The following is a 16,470-nucleotide window of genomic DNA, read 5'->3' as shown; positions in this document are numbered from 1 at the left end:
GAACCCCTTTCAGACGGCATTCCATCCCAAGCAAACATTCAAAAAGGAGATTACCAATGAAACTGAACGCCAAACTCAAAGCCCTTTTGGCTTCCGCCGCCATCGCCGTCGGACTGACAGCCTGCGGGGGCGGCTCCGGCGATGCCCAATCTTCACAAAGCAGCGGCGCGGCAACTGTTGCCGCCATCAAAGAAAAAGGCGTGATCCGCATCGGCGTATTCGGCGACAAGCCCCCGTTCGGCTATGTTGATGCCAACGGCAAAAACCAAGGCTTTGACGTTGAAATCGCCAAAGACCTGGCCAAAGACCTGCTCGGCAGCCCCGATAAAGTCGAGTTCGTCCTGACCGAGGCCGCAAACCGCGTCGAATACGTCCGTTCCGGCAAAGTCGACCTCATCCTCGCCAACTTCACCAAAACCCCCGAACGCGCCGAAGCCGTCGATTTTGCCGACCCCTATATGAAAGTGGCGTTGGGCGTGGTTTCCCCCAAAGGCAAACCGATTACCGACGTTGCGCAATTGAAAGACCAAACCCTGCTGGTCAACAAGGGCACGACCGCCGACGCTTTCTTCACCAAAAGCCATCCCGAAGTCAAGCTGTTGAAATTCGACCAAAACACTGAAACCTTCGACGCACTGAAAGACGGTCGCGGCGTAGCACTCGCCCACGACAACGCCCTGCTGTGGGCATGGGCAAAAGAAAACCCGAATTTTGAAGTCGCCATCGGCAACCTCGGCCCTGCCGAATTCATCGCCCCGGCTGTTCAAAAAGGCAACACCGACCTCCTGAACTGGGTCAACGGCGAAATCGCCGCCATGAAAAAAGATGGCCGTCTGAAAGCCGCCTATGAAAAAACCCTCTTGCCCGTGTATGGCGAAAAAGTCAAACCGGAAGCATTGTTGGCCGAATAAGTTTGTTTGACAAGAAAATCCGTATCCGCATTTGAAGGCGGGTGCGGATTTTTTTCAGCCGCCGAAAATATCGAAAGTCCAAAGGAAAAATCAACTATATCATTGTTTTCTTTATTTGTTTTATCATTCTTGTATGTACGGAAATCAAGTTCGTCCGGTTTTGCCTGTGTTTGAATTTCGGGCAACTTTCAAATCGTCATTCCCGAAAAACGCTTCAGCCTTAGGTTTCCGGATGACCGTTTTCGCGGGATGACGGCGGAGCGTTTCTGTTATTCGGATAAATTCCTACGGTATTGAAACGGCGATAAGGTGTTTTTCTTTATTATATAATTTCAATGCAAAATGATATTTTTTGAATCAGCGTGCCGCAAAGCCGGAAAAATGTTCGAGCCGCATCGGCGGCAGACGGGATAAAAAATGACGTTTGACGAATGGTTGGGCTTGTCAAAACTGCCCAAAAATGAAGCAAGAATGCTGCTGCAATATGTTTCGGAATATACGCGCGTGCAGTTGTTGACGCGAGGCGGGGAAGAAATGCCGGACGAAGTCCGACAACGGGCGGACAGGCTGGCGCAACGCCGTCTGAACGGCGAGCCGGTTGCCTATATTTTAGGTGTGCGCGAATTTTATGGCAGACGCTTTACAGTCAACCCGAACGTGCTGATTCCGCGCCCTGAAACCGAACACTTGGTCGAAGCCGTATTGGCGCGCCTGCCCGAAAACGGGCGTGTGTGGGATTTGGGGACGGGCAGCGGCGCGGTTGCCGTAACCGTCGCGCTCGAACGTCTCGATGCGTTTGTGCGCGCATCCGACATCAGCACGCCCGCCCTTGAAACGGCGCGGAAAAATGCGGCGGATTTGGGCGCGCGGGTCGAATTTGCACACGGTTCGTGGTTCGACACCGATATGCCGTCTGAAGGGAAATGGGACATCATCGTGTCCAACCCGCCCTATATCGAAAACGGCGATAAACATTTGTCGCAAGGCGATTTGCGGTTTGAGCCACAAATCGCGCTGACCGACTTTTCAGACGGCCTAAGCTGCATCCGTACCTTGGCGCAAGGCGCGACCAAGTATCTGGCAGACGGCGGGTTTCTGCTGCTGGAACACGGTTTCGATCAGGGCGCGGCGGTGCGCGGCGTGTTGGCGGAGAATGGTTTTTCGGGAGTGGAAACCCTGCCGGATTTGGCCGGTTTGGACAGGGTTGCGCTGGGGAAGTATATGAAGCATTTGAAATAATTGTTTGCAAAATTGGCGGGCTTTCCGTTATTGGGTTATGATGTGTTTCGATATGTAAACATTTATAGGTTTGGAGCGATAAACAATGAATGCAGTCGTAGTTGCCGTAATCGTTATGCTGGTGCTGTCGCTGTCGCGCGTGCACGTGGTATTGAGCCTGACGGTCGGCGCGTTTGTCGGCGGCGCGGTGGCGGGTATGCCGCTGCAAAACATTGCCGATGCGGCGGGACAGGTCAGTCAGGCGGGGATTATCCCCGTGTTCAACAAAGGTTTGGAAGGCGGCGCGAAGATTGCGCTTTCTTATGCGATGCTCGGCGCGTTTGCGATGGCGATTACCCATTCCGGCCTGCCGCAGCAGCTTGCCGGCGCGGTCGTCCGCAAGCTGAACCGGGGCGGTATGCCCGACAGCGTGCGTTCGGGCGAGGGCGCGGTCAAATGGCTGCTGCTTTCCATCATCCTTGTGATGGGCATTATGAGTCAGAACATCATACCCATCCACATCGCCTTTATCCCGATGATTGTCCCGCCGCTGCTTTTGGTGTTCAACCGCCTGAAAATCGACCGCCGCCTGATTGCGTGCGTCATCACTTTCGGGCTGGTTACGACCTATATGTTTCTGCCTTACGGCTTCGGCGCGATTTTTTTGAACGAAATCCTGTTGGGCAACATCCATTCCGCCGCGCCGGAACTCGACGTTAAAAACATCAACGTGATGGCGGCAATGGCGATTCCCGCATTGGGTATGGTAACCGGACTCCTGCTGGCGTTTGTCCACTACCGCAAACCGCGACTGTACCAAAGCAACAATGCCGATACGGCGGGCAACGCCGATGCAGCAAACCGTCCGCAGCCGTCCGCCTACCGCAGCCTGGCCGCTGCCGCCGCCATTGCCGTATGCTTTGCCATACAGTTGATGTATGAAGACTCGCTGGTGTTGGGCGCGATGCTCGGTTTCGCCGTATTTATGATGTTGGGGGTCATCAACCGCGACAAGGCAAACGACGTATTCGGCGAAGGTATCAAGATGATGGCGATGGTCGGCTTCATTATGATTGCCGCGCAGGGTTTTGCCGCCGTGATGAATGCGACCGGGCATATTCAGCCGCTGGTGGAAAGCAGTATGGCGATATTCGGCAACAGCAAAGGTATGGCGGCGTTGGCGATGCTGGTGGTGGGGCTTTTGGTAACGATGGGCATCGGTTCGTCCTTTTCCACTTTGCCGATTATCGCCGCGATTTATGTGCCTTTGTGTACCGGTTTGGGTTTTTCGCCGCTTGCCACCGTCGCCATCGTCGGCACGGCGGGGGCGTTGGGCGATGCCGGTTCGCCCGCGTCCGATTCCACGCTGGGCCCGACGATGGGGCTGAACGCCGACGGGCAGCACGACCACATCCGCGATTCCGTCATCCCGACCTTCATCCATTACAACATCCCGCTGCTGATTGCCGGCTGGATTGCCGCGATGGTGCTGTAAATGGACGCGGTTCAAGAGTTGGAACGCCGTATTGTCGAACTGGAAATCCAAACCGCGCTTCAGGAGGACGTAATCTCCAGCCTGAACGCGATGGTGGCGGAATTGCGGCAGACGCTGGATTTGCAGCAGGCGCAATTGAGGCTGCTGTATCAAAAAATGCAGGACAGGAATCCCGACGCGCAAGAGCCGTATTCCCTGCGCGACGAGATTCCGCCGCATTATTGATGCGCCGTCGGCATCCGGATTCCCCCTAAAAGCTGTGTTTGAATATTCCGCCGGTGCAAACCTAAGATATATAGTGGATTAACAAAAATCAGGACAAGGCGACGAAGCCGCAGACAGTACAAATAGTACGGAACCGATTCACTTGGTGCTTCAGCACCTTAGAGAATCGTTCTCTTTGAGCTAAGGCGAGGCAACGCTGTACTGGTTTTGTTAATCCACTATAACTTTAATCAGTCGGACAAAATGCCTTTTATCCGATGAAACCGATTCTTGTCCGAACGGCAATGAGCGGCTTCCCCCGCTGCAAACAGATAAAACCAACCGGGTATTCATACACAGCCAAAAAAAAGCCGTCCGAACCCAAAGGGGACAGACGGCCAAACACATTACGGGGAAAACGTCTTACTCAATGAGTCTGCGAAACAGACATTGCTAAAACAACTGCAATTATAAGGTAAGTTTATTTTTTTTTTTTTTTTTTTTGCAAAGAAATGTAAATTTTTAAATTTTTAAAACCGTTCCTCCGCATCCGTTTGGATACCGTCTGAAACGGCGGCAGGGTTTTACCGTTCCGCGCCGCAAATCGGGCATTCGGGGTTGCGCGGCAGGTCGAAATATTGCCAGCCCCCTTCCAAGGCACGGTAAACCGCCAGCCTGCCGTGCGACGGTTCGCCCGCATCCAGCAGGATTTTCAGAGCTTCCGCCGCTTGGGTACTGCCGATGATGCCGACCAGCGGCGAGAACACGCCGAAGAGGGAACAGATGCCGTCTGAAGCCGATCCGCCGTCAAACAGGCAGGCGTAACACGGCGAGTCGGGCAAGTCGGGACGGTACACGGCAAGTTGCCCTTCAAAGCGTACCGCCGCCCCTGAAACCAGCGGTGTTTTCGTTTGCACGCAGGCACGGTTGACGGCTTGCCGCGTGGCGTAGTTGTCGCAGCAGTCTAAAACGATGTCGGCGGCTTGAACCAAACCGGTCAGGCGGCAGCCGTCGAGTTTTTCGTTGACGGCGCGGACGTTGACGGTATGGTTGATGCGTTTCAGGCGGTCTGCCAAGGCTTCGGCTTTGGGCTTGCCGACATCGCCCTCGTCAAATGCGACTTGGCGTTGCAGGTTGTGCAGTTCGATCGTGTCGGAATCGGCTATGGTCAGCGTGCCGATGCCGGAAGCGGCAAGGTAGGGCAGGGCGGCGGCACCCAATCCGCCGCAGCCGACGACCAAAATATGCGCGGCGGAAAGTTTCTGCTGCCCTTCGATGCCGATTTCGTCCAAGAGGATGTGGCGGCTGTACCGCAGCAGGAGTTCGTCGTCGTTGTCGTGTTCGGTCGTGGTCATGATGATGTTCGGAAAAAACAGTTGCGGGCGATTGTAACGCTGCCGTCGGGCGGCGTTCAACTTCAGACGGCATTTCGGGACACGGGCGGTTAAAGTGTGAACGGTTTGGCACGGATGCGGCATTTGGGGTACATTTACAATATTTACGGCAAACGAGAGAGAAAAATCATGCAACTGCATATCCTGAACAATCCGAAGGACGCGGCTTTGGCGGCGGACGCGGAATTTCTGAAACAATCCCTGTTCAACCTCCTGCACGAAGAAGCCTCGCCGTTGGTTGTCGAAACGGTCAAACTCTTGTCCACTTCCGACGACAGCGCGGCACTGATTGAAAAAGTATTGCCGCAATTGGACGAACGGCAGACCTACGATCTGACGCTTGCCTGCGGGCTGTTCGCCCAGATTCTGAATATCGCCGAAGACGTGCACCACGAACGCCGCCGCCAAATCCACGAAGATGCCGGCCACAACGCAGCAGAAGGCAGCCTGACGGAAACCGTCCGCAGGCTCAAAGCGGGGAAAGCCGACGGCAAATCGGTGCAGCGGCAGTTGGACAATACGTCCGTTACCGCCGTTTTGACCGCGCACCCGACCGAAGTGCAACGCCAAACTGTTTTGAATTTCAACCGCCGCATCCGCGCGCTGCTGCCGCAACGCGAACGCTGCACCAATGCCGACGCGCTGGCACGGCTGCGCCGCGAAATCGACACCGTGCTTTTGGGCTTGTGGCAGACCAGCGAAACGCGCCGCCACAAACTCAGCGTCAACGACGAAATCAACAACGGCGTGTCCATCTTCCCGATGAGCTTTTTTGAAGCCCTGCCCAAACTCTACCGCAAGATGGAACACGACTTTCAGACGGCCTATCCCGATGTCCGCGTTCCGGACATCCTCAAAATCGGCGGCTGGATCGGCGGCGACCGCGACGGTAATCCGTTCGTTTCTGCCGAAACCCTGCGCTTTGCGTTCAGACGGCATGCCGATGCCGTGTTCCGTTTTTACCGCAGCGAACTCGACAAACTTTACCGCGAACTGCCGCTCTCCATCCGCCGCGTCAAAGTCAACGGCGATGTGATGGCGTTGTCCGACAAATCGCCCGACGAAGAAATCGCCCGCACGGAAGAACCCTACCGCCGCGCCATCGCCTACATCATGGCGCGCGCCATGGGCAAAGCGCGCGCGCTCGGTTTGGGTATGGGTTGCAAATTCGGCTTCCTCGAGCCTTATGCTTCGGCACAAGAATTTCTCGATGATTTGAAAAAATTGCAACGTTCCCTTATCGACAACGGCAGCCGCCTGCTTGCCGAAGGCCGTTTGGCAGACCTCATCCGTTCCGTGTCCGTGTTCGGCTTCCATATGATGCCGCTCGACCTGCGCCAACACGCAGGCAAACACGCCGATGTGGTTGCCGAGCTTTTCCAACACGCAGGCTTGGAAGACTACAACAGCCTGAACGAAGAGCAAAAACAAGCCGCCCTGTTGCGCGAGTTGAGTCATCAACGTCCGCTGTACAGCCCGTTCATCACATATAGCGACCATACCCGCCACGAACTGGCGATTTTCAACGAAGCGCGAAAAATCAAAGACGAATTTGGCGAAGATGCCGTAACACAAAGCATTATTTCCAACTGCGAACAACCCAGCGACCTGCTCGCCTTGGCGTTGCTGCTGAAGGAAAGCGGCCTGTTGGTGGTGGAAAACGGCAAACCGCGCAGCCGCATCAACATCGTGCCTCTGTTTGAAACCATCGAAGCGCTCGAAAATGCCTGTCCGGTCATGGAAACCATGTTCCGCCTCGACTGGTATGATGCCCTGCTCGAAAGCCGCGGCAACATCCAAGAAATCATGCTCGGCTATTCCGACTCCAATAAAGACGGCGGCTACGTTACCAGCTCATGGTGTCTGTATCAGGCAGAGTTGGGCTTGGTCGAACTCTTCAAAAAATACGATGTCCGCATGCGCTTGTTCCACGGTCGCGGCGGCAGCGTAGGTCGCGGCGGCGGCCCTTCTTACCAAGCCATTTTGGCGCAACCGGCCGGCAGCGTGGCGGGGCAAATCCGTATTACCGAACAAGGCGAAGTCATCACCGCCAAATACGCCGACCCTGGCAACGCACAACGCAACTTGGAAACCTTGGTTGCCGCCACTTTGGAGGCCGGTATCCCGACAGACAAAAAAGACCCAGATGCCAAGCTGATGCAGGATTTGTCGGACGTATCGTTCAAATACTACCGCAAGCTGATTACCCATCCCGACTTCATCGACTACTTCCTGCAAACCAGCCCGATTCAGGAAATCGCCACCCTCAACCTCGGCAGCCGCCCCGCCAGCCGCAAAACCCTGGCGCGGATTCAGGACTTGCGCGCGATTCCGTGGGTATTCTCATGGATGCAGAACCGTCTCATGCTGCCGGCTTGGTACGGCTTCGGCAGCGCGGTGGAAACCTTGTGCGAAGGCAGCCCCGAAACACTCGCCGCCCTGCGCGGACACGCCCACAGCAACCCCTTCTTCCAAGCGATGCTCTCCAATATGGAGCAAGTAATGGCGAAAACCGACATCACCTTGGCGGAAAACTATGCCGGCTTGAGCGAATCGCCCGATAAGGCAAAAGTCATCTTCGGTATGATCAAGGAAGAATACCGACGCAGCCGCAAAGCCCTGCTCGACCTGCTGCAAACCGAAGAGCTCCTGCGCGACAACCGCAGCCTCGCCCGTTCGCTCGCTTTGAGGATTCCATACCTGAACGCGCTCAACGGTTTGCAAGTCGCCATGCTCAAACGCCTGCGTAAAGAACCCGACAATCCGCACGCCCTGCTGATGGTCCACCTGACCATCAACGGCGTGGCGCAAGGTTTGCGTAATACCGGCTGATAGTGCCGCATCGGGGCAAAATGCCGTCTGAACACCTTTCAGACGGCATTTCCCTGACCGCACTTGCAGAGAAACACCGATTGTTTTAAAGTGAACGGCAGTGATATGTTGAAAGACGACCAATGAAAATTACCGTTATCGGCGCAGGTTCGTGGGGTACGGCGCTCGCCCTGCATTTTTCCCAACACGGCAACCGCGTATCCCTGTGGACGCGCAACGCAGACCAAGTCCGTCAAATGCAGGAAGCGCGTGAAAACAAACGCGGACTGCCGGGCTTTTCCTTTCCCGAAACCTTGGAAGTGTGTGCGGATTTGGCAGACGCGCTCAAAGACAGCGGGCTGGTGTTGATTGTTACTTCTGTCGCAGGTTTGAGAAGTAGTGCGGAACTGTTGAAGCAATACAATGCAGGACATCTTCCGATTCTAGCCGCCTGCAAAGGCTTCGAGCAGGATACCGGGCTGCTGACCTTCCAAGTATTGAAAGAAGTATTGCCCGACAATAAAAAAATCGGCGTACTCTCCGGTCCGAGTTTTGCACAGGAACTGGCCAAACAACTGCCCTGCGCCGTTGTCCTCGCTTCCGAAAACCAAGAATGGGTCGAGGAACTTGTCCCACAACTCAACACTTCGGTTATGCGGCTTTACGGCAGTACCGACGTTATCGGCGTGGCAGTCGGCGGTGCAGTCAAAAACGTCATGGCGATTGCCACCGGATTGTCCGACGGTCTAGAGTACGGGCTTAACGCCCGCGCCGCATTGGTTACGCGCGGATTGGCCGAAATCACCCGCCTTGCCTCCGCAATGGGCGCACAGCCTAAAACCATGATGGGGCTGGCCGGTATCGGCGACCTCATCTTGACCTGTACCGGCGCACTCTCACGCAACCGCCGCGTCGGCTTGGGTTTGGCAGAAGGCAAGGAACTGCATCAGGTGCTGGTCGAAATCGGGCACGTTTCAGAAGGGGTCAGCACCATAGAAGAAGTCTTTAATACTGCCTGTAAGTACCAAATCGACATGCCGATTACCCAAACCCTGCTGCAACTCATCCGCAAAGAAATGACCCCGCAACAGGTTGTCGAAAGACTGATGGAACGCAGCGCTCGTTTCGAATAAACAACAAACAGATGCCGTCTGAAACCCCAGACGGCATACAGACAGGTAAGGTCATGAAACAAAATATCGAAAAACTCGAAAGCAGCGTTTATACGTTGGTACAGAAATTCGAAACCCTCATCAGCGAAAACCGCCGCCTCAAAGAAACCGTCGCCGAACTCAAACGGGCGCACGAGCGACAGGAATACGAACACAAAACCGCCGTTGACGAACTCAGCGAAGCCCTGCTCATTCAAGTCAGCAAACTCAAGGAAGACCTGCAAAACAAGATTGACAGCCTGATGGAAGAAAATTCACGATATCGCACCCTACTCGAACAGAGCAGGGCAAGAATCGAAGCACTGATTGCACAGCTTCCACAAAATCAGGAAACGCAGTGATAAGGAGTAGAGGATGAATATCGAACAAGTCCACATCGAAGTCATGCACGCCCAATTGACCGTCAACACGCCGGCAGAAGAAAAAGACACACTTTTGCAGGCAGTCGAAATGCTCAACAGAAAAGCCGAGGCAATCCGAGAAGGCGGACGAGTTGCCGACAGCGAGAAAATCGTCATTATGGCCGCACTCAATGTCGTCCATGACCTGTTGAAAATTTCCCTTAACGGCGATTTGGCAATCGGCGATTTTGCGCGTAAAATAACCGACATGGACAACGCCTGCCAAAAAGCACTATCCCGCTTGGGGCAGGAATAACAGTTTTTCCCTGCGGTGTCAGCGAAGGCATATATTCCTTTGAACCAATAAGTTCGCTTAAGGTTGTCGGGAGCCGTAGTGGGCGCGAGCGTCCTTTTGCGGACGCACCCGAAACTACCCGAGGCAGCCGCCTTGTCAGCAAGGTTCAAGCGGATTCGGCCGAAACGGCTCTCGCGGGGATTCCCATATAAGGCCGCATCGCAAGATGCGGCCTTTCCTTTGGAATAAAACGCCTAGAGAAATGCAAACTGTCCGCAACCGATGGTGCAATGAGAAAACCTCGTTGTAACGCAGTAATGCGATTGACAAAATGCGCCGTCATCTTTAAAATTTACAACTTTCTATATCTATCTGGATTTCCACTATGAAAACCTTTTCAGCGAAACCCCACGAGGTGAAGCGCGAATGGTTCGTCATCGATGCTCAAGACAAAGTCTTGGGTCGCGTTGCAGCCGAAGTCGCCAGCCGTCTGCGTGGCAAACACAAACCTGAATACACCCCTCACGTCGATACCGGCGATTACATCATTGTTATCAATGCGGACAAACTGCGTGTAACCGGTGCCAAATTCGAAGATAAAAAATACTTCCGTCACTCCGGTTTCCCGGGCGGTATCTACGAACGCACTTTCCGCGAAATGCAAGAGCAATTCCCGGGCCGCGCTTTGGAACAAGCCGTAAAAGGCATGTTGCCTAAAGGTCCACTGGGTTACGCTATGATTAAAAAACTGAAAGTGTACGCTGGTGCAGAACATGCCCATGCCGCACAACAACCCAAAGTTTTGGAATTGAAATAAGGACGCGACATGAACGGTAAATACTACTACGGCACAGGCCGCCGCAAAAGTTCAGTGGCTCGTGTATTCCTGACTAAAGGTACAGGTCAAATCATCGTAAACGGCCGCCCCGTTGACGAATTCTTCGCACGCGAAACCAGCCGAATGGTTGTTCGCCAACCCTTGGTTCTGACTGAAAACGCCGAATCGTTCGACATCAAAGTCAATGTTGTCGGCGGCGGTGAAACCGGTCAGTCCGGCGCAATCCGCCACGGCATTACCCGCGCCCTGATCGACTTCGACGCTGCGTTGAAACCTGCCTTGTCTCAAGCCGGTTTCGTGACTCGCGATGCACGCGAAGTCGAACGTAAAAAACCGGGTCTGCGCAAAGCACGCCGTGCAAAACAATTCTCCAAACGTTAATGTTGGAAATTCAAAAAACCCTGCTTATCGCAGGGTTTTTTATTTGTAACAGACGGTTTCCATTGGTAATCTAAAGATTACGGATTGGGCAAAAATCAAAAAACAGTAGATGAAAAATAGAAAAAACGCCCGGGTATGGTTTGAACAAGGGAAATCAGACCGGTTCCAATTCGCTCAGTCCGGGCAAATCTGCAAAACCGCGTTCGCGTATGATTTGGCAAAAATTGTTCAGATAACTTTTATCTGTGTCTTCAGTACGGATGGCGGCATACAGTTTGCTTTGCAGTCCGTCGTCGGTAATTTGCCGGTGAACGACATAGCCTTTTTCAAGGTAGGGCATGACTGTCCAATAGGGAAGGGCGGCAATGCCACGTCTGCTGGCAACCAGTTGGATGATGGCAATGGTCAGTTCGCTGTGTCGGCGCGGCGGGTTGATGTTTTTCGGAATCAGGATTTTCTTGGGCAAATCCAGCATCTCGTCGGGAACGGGATAAGTAATCAGGGTTTCCCCGATAAAGTCTTCGGCTTCCCAGACAGTTTTGGCGGCAAGCGGGTGATCTTTGGCGCAAATGCCGACCATTTCGTAGGCAAACAGCGGTTGGAAGGAAATACCGTTTTGTTTTTCCGCTTCGGAAACAATGGCAAGATCGGCGCGGTGTTGCAGCAGCAGTCCGATAGGGTCCGCTTGGAATCCCGATACGATATCCAATTCGATTTGGGGCCATATCGGGCGGAATTCGCCCATGGCGGGCATGAGCCAGTCGAAACAGGTATGGCATTCGACGGCAATCCGCAATTCTCCTGCCTCTCCTTCTATAATACGCGCCAAATCACGTTCTGCATCGGTAACTTGCGGCAACAGGTCGTGGGCGAGGCGTAACAGCCTTTCTCCAACCGGGGTAAAGCGCAAGGGCGTGGATTTGCGTTCGAACAGCGGCGTGCCGTAGTGGTTTTCAAGCATACGGATTTGGTGGGAAAGTGCGGATTGGGTAAGGAAAACCCGTTTGGCGGCAAGGGAGACGCTGCCGGTTTCTTCAAGTGCCAGCAGGGTCTTGAGGTGGCGCAATTCGATGATGGAATCCATAAGGCTTCAGACGGCATATTGAACCGGCGCATATTAAAATAATTCATATGCGGGTGCAAATCGGAAAAATGGGCGTTTCGGGTATTTGCGGTTAGAATGCCCGCTTGTTTGGAAAGGACAGGAAAAAATATGGTTTTGCGCAGAGATTTTTTAGCCTGGTGCGACGAAACGTTGCAGACGGCATCGTTTAAAGATTACGCCCCTAACGGCTTGCAGGTTGAAGGGAGGGAGTATATCGGGAAAATCGTTACGTCGGTAACGGCAAGCAGGGCAGCGATTGATTTTGCCGTGGAGCAGAAGGCAGATTTGCTTTTGGTGCATCACGGTATGTTCTGGAAAAGCGAGCTGCCGACCATTACCGGTTGGAAAAAAGAACGGATTGCTGCGTTATTGGACAATGATATCAATATGGCGGCTTACCATTTACCGCTGGATGCGCATCCTGAATTAGGAAATAACGCCCAACTTGCTGAAAAACTCGGTTTTACAGTCGAAAGGCGTTTCGGCGAACAAAACCTGCTTAACTCAGGAAGCCTGAAACAAGCCAAGACACTTGGTGCATTGGCTGTCCATATTGAAGCAGTTTTGCAGAGGAAGCCGGTCGTTATCGGCGATTTGAACCGTGAAATCAGAAAGGTTGCATGGTGTACCGGCGGTGCACAGGGCTTTTTTCAGACGGCAATAGATGAAGGCGTCGATCTGTATCTGACGGGGGAGATTTCCGAAGCCCAATACCACCTCGCCAATGAAACGGGTACGGCTTTCATTTCGGCAGGGCATCACGCGACGGAACGCTACGGTGTGCGCGCGCTGGCAGAATCGGCGGCAGAGGCTTTCGGGTTGGAAGTGTGCCATTTTGACGAAAACAACCCGGCTTGAGTATTGAGAAATATCATAAAACTTTACCTTATTTTAAATAATGCTTTGAGTATCACTGCAAACTGGGTAAAATTGCAATGTTTAATGGCTCGGTATTCCCAAAATATTAGGACGACTGAATAATGGATAATCAAGAAATCAATAACGGCCGCCGCCGTTTCCTGACACTCGCGACCTGCGGCGCGGGCGGAGTGGCAGCATTGGGTGTGGCAACGCCGTTTGTGGCCAGTTTTTTCCCTTCGGAAAAAGCCAAGGCCGCCGGTGCTGCCGTCGAAGTGGATGTCAGTAAAATCGAAGCGGGTCAGCTGCTGACTGCTGAGTGGCAAGGCAAACCGATTTGGGTGGTCAACCGTACGGATCAACAGCTTAAAGACCTGAAAAGCCTGAACGGCGAAGTAGCCGATCCCAATTCCGATGTGGAACAACAGCCGGAATACGCTAAAAACGAGACACGTTCGATTAAACCGAACATTCTCGTTGCCATCGGTATCTGCACTCACTTGGGCTGTTCTCCGACCTACCGTCCCGACATTGCGCCTGCCGATTTGGGTGCGGGCTGGAAGGGCGGCTTTTTCTGCCCCTGCCACGGTTCGAAATTCGACATTGCAGGCAGGGTGTATAAAGGTGTTCCTGCGCCGACCAACTTGGTCGTACCGCCTTACAAATATCTGAGCGATACTACCATCTTGGTGGGCGAAGACTGAGAATAAGGAACGATAATTATGGCAAACCAAACCAATAGCAAAGCAAAAGCATTGTTAGGCTGGATGGACGCTCGTTTCCCCCTGTCTAAGATGTGGAATGAGCATTTGGCTCAATACTACGCACCAAAGAACTTCAACTTCTGGTATTACTTCGGCTCTTTAGCCTTGCTTGTCCTCGTGATTCAAATCGTCAGCGGTATTTTCCTGACTATGAACTACAAACCGGACGGCAACCTTAACGCCTACCATCTGCCTGCTGCCTTTACCGCAGTAGAGTACATCATGCGCGACGTGTCCGGCGGTTGGATTATCCGCTACATGCACTCCACAGGTGCATCTTTCTTCTTCATCGTCGTTTATCTGCATATGTTCCGTGGTTTGATTTACGGTTCGTACAAAAAACCCCGTGAGTTGGTGTGGATTTTCGGTTCTTTGATTTTCTTGGCATTGATGGCGGAAGCCTTTATGGGCTACCTGTTGCCTTGGGGTCAGATGTCCTTTTGGGGCGCGCAGGTAATTATTAACCTGTTCTCCGCCATTCCCGTCATCGGTCCTGATTTGTCCACTTGGATTCGCGGCGACTTCAACGTTTCCGACGTTACCCTGAACCGTTTCTTCGCCCTGCACGTTATTGCCGTACCGCTGGTATTGCTCGGTTTGGTCGTGGCACACATCATCGCCCTGCATGAAGTGGGCTCTAATAACCCCGACGGTGTGGAAATCAAGAAAAACAAAGATGAAAACGGCATTCCGCGCGACGGCATCCCGTTCCACCCTTACTACACCGTTAAAGACATCTTGGGCGTCGTTGTATTCCTGATTGTCTTCTGTGCCGTATTGTTCTTCGCACCGGAAGGCGGCGGCTACTTCCTCGAAGCGCCAAACTTCGATGCAGCAAATGCGCTGAAAACACCTCCGCATATTGCGCCGGTATGGTACTTCACTCCGTTCTACGCCATTTTGCGTGCGATTCCCTCGTTTTTGGGAACACAGGTATGGGGTGTAATCGGTATGGGTGCGGCAGTTGTACTGATTGCCCTGCTGCCTTGGCTGGATAAAGGCGAGGTTAAATCCGTCCGCTATCGTGGTCCGATCTTTAAAACCGCATTGGTTCTGTTCATCATTGCCTTTATCGGTTTGGGTATTTTGGGTGCGATGGTGGCAACTGATACGCGTACTTTGGTTGCGCGCATCCTGTCCTTCGTCTATTTTGCATTCTTCCTGGGTATGCCGTTCTATACCAAACTGGATACCAACAAACCGGTTCCCGAACGTGTAACCATGAGTACCGCCAAACAGAAAATCATGTTTTTTGTTTATGTAGGCATTACGGCGGTTTGTGCATATCTGTTTGCAACCAACATCTGATGAGGGCAGTTAAAATGAAACAAGTTATGAAAAACTGGTTTGCTGCCTTACTGTTGGCAGTACCTATGAGTGCGGCATTTGCTTCGGGCGGTCATGCACACTATGAGAAAGTCGATATCGATTTGCGCGACCAAGTAAGCTTGCAGCGCGGCGCACAAATCTTTACCAACTACTGTCTGTCATGTCACTCGGCAAGCGGTATGCGTTTCAACCGTTTGAAAGACATCGGTTTGACTGACGAAGAAATCAAGAAAAACCTGATGTTTACCACCGATAATGTCGGCGATGTGATGCATGCTGCAATGGATCCTAAAGATGCGGCAAAATGGTTTGGTGCTGCTCCGCCCGATTTAACGTTGATTGCGCGTTCCAAAGGTGCAGACTACCTTTACGCCTATATGCGCGGATTCTATAAGGATCCTACGCGTCCGAGCGGCTGGAACAATACCGTATTTGATAAAGTCGGTATGCCTCACCCGCTGTGGGAACAGCAAGGCGTTCAAGCCGTTGAGTTGGATGCCAAAGGTCAGCCGGTTATGGTAAAAGACGAACACGGCGAGATGAAGCCTAAACTGTATTGGGAATCTACCGGTTTGCACAGCCGCCGTCTGCCTAACGGCAAAGTCATCCAAAAAGAGTACGATACTTACGTACGCGACTTGGTCAATTACCTTGTGTACATGGGCGAACCTGCTCAGTTGCAACGCAAACGTATAGGCTATATCGTGATGATTTTCCTATTTGCGGTTATGCTGCCTTTGGCGTATTTCCTGAAAAAAGAATATTGGAAAGACGTACACTAAGCGTTTGGAACAAAAGGGCAAATCCTTTAGGGTTTGCCCTTTTTGCATGCTTCGGCCCTTTGGGAAAGTCAGCACCCGTATGCCGTCTTAACATACCTGCAACATTTCAGACGGCATCATTACATAATTGCCATGGCTTAGGACAACGACAATGTATTACTGACGGATATAGAACTGGAGGAGATCTTAAAATGGGTAATGAAAGAACTATTTTTGAATTAAATAAAGCGAAGGAGAAATAAAATGAAAATAAGATTTTTATTCTTAATACCCTCAATCTTATTGCTTACAAGCTGTAGTGGATGGTTTCAACCACTTCCACCATATGATCATTGGCGCTTACATAATGCAGATGCATTATTCCCTGAATCAGATCCTAATGTTTTAACTAAATATGTTGATAGAAAAGAAAAAGATATGAAGGATTGCGGTATGGATTTTGTTACCGGTGAAAGTGATAATCCGGAGGTCAATCTTTGTTTAGAGAAAAGAGGCTGGTATTTAGAAGGTGGACCAATCTGTGAAGAAAAAACAATGTGGAATAGACCTGCATGTATTCAATAGCGAAAAAA

Annotated in this window: 17 protein-coding genes and 1 other RNA gene; 16 read left to right on the top strand and 2 right to left on the bottom strand. The window is 52.4% G+C overall.

Going from position 1 to position 16,470, the window contains the following annotated elements:
* Nucleotides 1–56 precede the first annotated feature (56 nt).
* From Q9J79_RS05765 to Q9J79_RS05750, 4 genes are all read left to right on the top strand, one after another.
* Complete coding sequence (locus Q9J79_RS05765; RefSeq protein WP_301912178.1) at nucleotides 57–911, top strand: amino acid ABC transporter substrate-binding protein; 855 nt, start codon at nucleotides 57–59, stop codon at nucleotides 909–911.
* Nucleotides 912–1,328: 417 nt separating this feature from the next.
* Complete coding sequence (gene prmC / locus Q9J79_RS05760) at nucleotides 1,329–2,150, top strand: peptide chain release factor N(5)-glutamine methyltransferase (RefSeq protein ID WP_301912177.1); 822 nt, start codon at nucleotides 1,329–1,331, stop codon at nucleotides 2,148–2,150.
* A gap of 85 nt (nucleotides 2,151–2,235) precedes the next feature.
* Nucleotides 2,236–3,624 carry a Na+/H+ antiporter family protein gene (locus tag Q9J79_RS05755; RefSeq protein WP_301912176.1) on the top strand — a complete coding sequence of 463 codons (1,389 nt, stop codon included), beginning with the start codon at nucleotides 2,236–2,238 and terminating at the stop codon, nucleotides 3,622–3,624.
* Nucleotides 3,625–3,849: a SlyX family protein gene (locus tag Q9J79_RS05750; RefSeq protein WP_301912175.1), complete on the top strand. Its 225-nt coding sequence runs from the start codon at nucleotides 3,625–3,627 to the stop codon at nucleotides 3,847–3,849.
* A gap of 563 nt (nucleotides 3,850–4,412) precedes the next feature.
* On the opposite strand, the gene Q9J79_RS05745 is transcribed toward Q9J79_RS05750, so the two are convergent.
* A complete protein-coding gene (locus tag Q9J79_RS05745) occupies nucleotides 4,413–5,306 on the bottom strand; it encodes a HesA/MoeB/ThiF family protein (RefSeq protein WP_301911239.1) in 894 nt (297 codons plus the stop codon).
* A gap of 45 nt (nucleotides 5,307–5,351) precedes the next feature.
* Between Q9J79_RS05745 and ppc the strand changes: the two genes are divergently transcribed.
* The 7 genes from ppc to rpsI all read left to right on the top strand — a co-directional run bounded on the left by ppc (nucleotide 5,352) and on the right by rpsI (nucleotide 11,060).
* The gene (ppc, locus tag Q9J79_RS05740) at nucleotides 5,352–8,054 is read left to right on the top strand and encodes a phosphoenolpyruvate carboxylase (RefSeq protein WP_301911238.1); all 2,703 of its coding nucleotides are present in this window, start codon (nucleotides 5,352–5,354) and stop codon (nucleotides 8,052–8,054) included.
* Between the two features lie 122 nt (nucleotides 8,055–8,176).
* On the top strand, nucleotides 8,177–9,166 hold the full coding sequence (locus Q9J79_RS05735) for an NAD(P)H-dependent glycerol-3-phosphate dehydrogenase (RefSeq protein ID WP_301911237.1): 990 nt from the start codon (nucleotides 8,177–8,179) through the stop codon (nucleotides 9,164–9,166).
* 53 nt (nucleotides 9,167–9,219) lie between these two features.
* Nucleotides 9,220–9,546: a hypothetical protein gene (locus Q9J79_RS05730; protein WP_107961122.1), complete on the top strand. Its 327-nt coding sequence runs from the start codon at nucleotides 9,220–9,222 to the stop codon at nucleotides 9,544–9,546.
* A 13-nt stretch (nucleotides 9,547–9,559) separates the two neighbouring features.
* Nucleotides 9,560–9,862, top strand: a complete 303-nt coding sequence (locus Q9J79_RS05725; protein ID WP_250314700.1) for a cell division protein ZapA — start codon at nucleotides 9,560–9,562, stop codon at nucleotides 9,860–9,862.
* Between the two features lie 4 nt (nucleotides 9,863–9,866).
* Nucleotides 9,867–10,046, top strand: a non-coding RNA gene (gene ssrS, locus Q9J79_RS05720) — 6S RNA.
* Nucleotides 10,047–10,226: 180 nt separating this feature from the next.
* Nucleotides 10,227–10,658 (top strand): 50S ribosomal protein L13, encoded by a 432-nt coding sequence (gene rplM, locus Q9J79_RS05715; protein ID WP_002215010.1) that lies wholly within the window; start codon nucleotides 10,227–10,229, stop codon nucleotides 10,656–10,658.
* 9 nt (nucleotides 10,659–10,667) lie between these two features.
* A complete protein-coding gene (gene rpsI, locus Q9J79_RS05710; protein ID WP_002227789.1) occupies nucleotides 10,668–11,060 on the top strand; it encodes a 30S ribosomal protein S9 in 393 nt (130 codons plus the stop codon).
* A 154-nt stretch (nucleotides 11,061–11,214) separates the two neighbouring features.
* On the opposite strand, the gene Q9J79_RS05705 is transcribed toward rpsI, so the two are convergent.
* Nucleotides 11,215–12,144, bottom strand: a complete 930-nt coding sequence (locus Q9J79_RS05705; protein ID WP_301911236.1) for a LysR family transcriptional regulator — start codon at nucleotides 12,142–12,144, stop codon at nucleotides 11,215–11,217.
* A gap of 129 nt (nucleotides 12,145–12,273) precedes the next feature.
* On the opposite strand from Q9J79_RS05705, the gene Q9J79_RS05700 reads away from it, so the two are divergent.
* The 5 genes from Q9J79_RS05700 (at nucleotide 12,274) to Q9J79_RS05680 (ending at nucleotide 16,462) form a co-directional block, all read left to right on the top strand.
* Nucleotides 12,274–13,023: a Nif3-like dinuclear metal center hexameric protein gene (locus Q9J79_RS05700; protein ID WP_301911235.1), complete on the top strand. Its 750-nt coding sequence runs from the start codon at nucleotides 12,274–12,276 to the stop codon at nucleotides 13,021–13,023.
* Between the two features lie 122 nt (nucleotides 13,024–13,145).
* Entirely contained in the window at nucleotides 13,146–13,727 is a 582-nt protein-coding gene (gene petA, locus Q9J79_RS05695; protein ID WP_301911234.1) for a ubiquinol-cytochrome c reductase iron-sulfur subunit, read from the top strand.
* An 18-nt stretch (nucleotides 13,728–13,745) separates the two neighbouring features.
* A complete protein-coding gene (locus tag Q9J79_RS05690; RefSeq protein WP_301911233.1) occupies nucleotides 13,746–15,095 on the top strand; it encodes a cytochrome b in 1,350 nt (449 codons plus the stop codon).
* Nucleotides 15,096–15,109: 14 nt separating this feature from the next.
* Nucleotides 15,110–15,898 (top strand): cytochrome c1, encoded by a 789-nt coding sequence (locus tag Q9J79_RS05685; protein ID WP_301911232.1) that lies wholly within the window; start codon nucleotides 15,110–15,112, stop codon nucleotides 15,896–15,898.
* 243 nt (nucleotides 15,899–16,141) lie between these two features.
* On the top strand, nucleotides 16,142–16,462 hold the full coding sequence (locus Q9J79_RS05680) for a hypothetical protein (protein WP_301911231.1): 321 nt from the start codon (nucleotides 16,142–16,144) through the stop codon (nucleotides 16,460–16,462).
* The last annotated feature ends 8 nt before the right edge of the window (nucleotides 16,463–16,470 follow it).

It is taken from the genome of Neisseria viridiae (genome assembly GCF_962747995.1).
Taxonomy (GTDB): domain Bacteria; phylum Pseudomonadota; class Gammaproteobacteria; order Burkholderiales; family Neisseriaceae; genus Neisseria; species Neisseria viridiae.
Note: the sequence above shows the minus strand (reverse complement) of the source record. Positions and strands in the feature narration are given on the sequence as shown.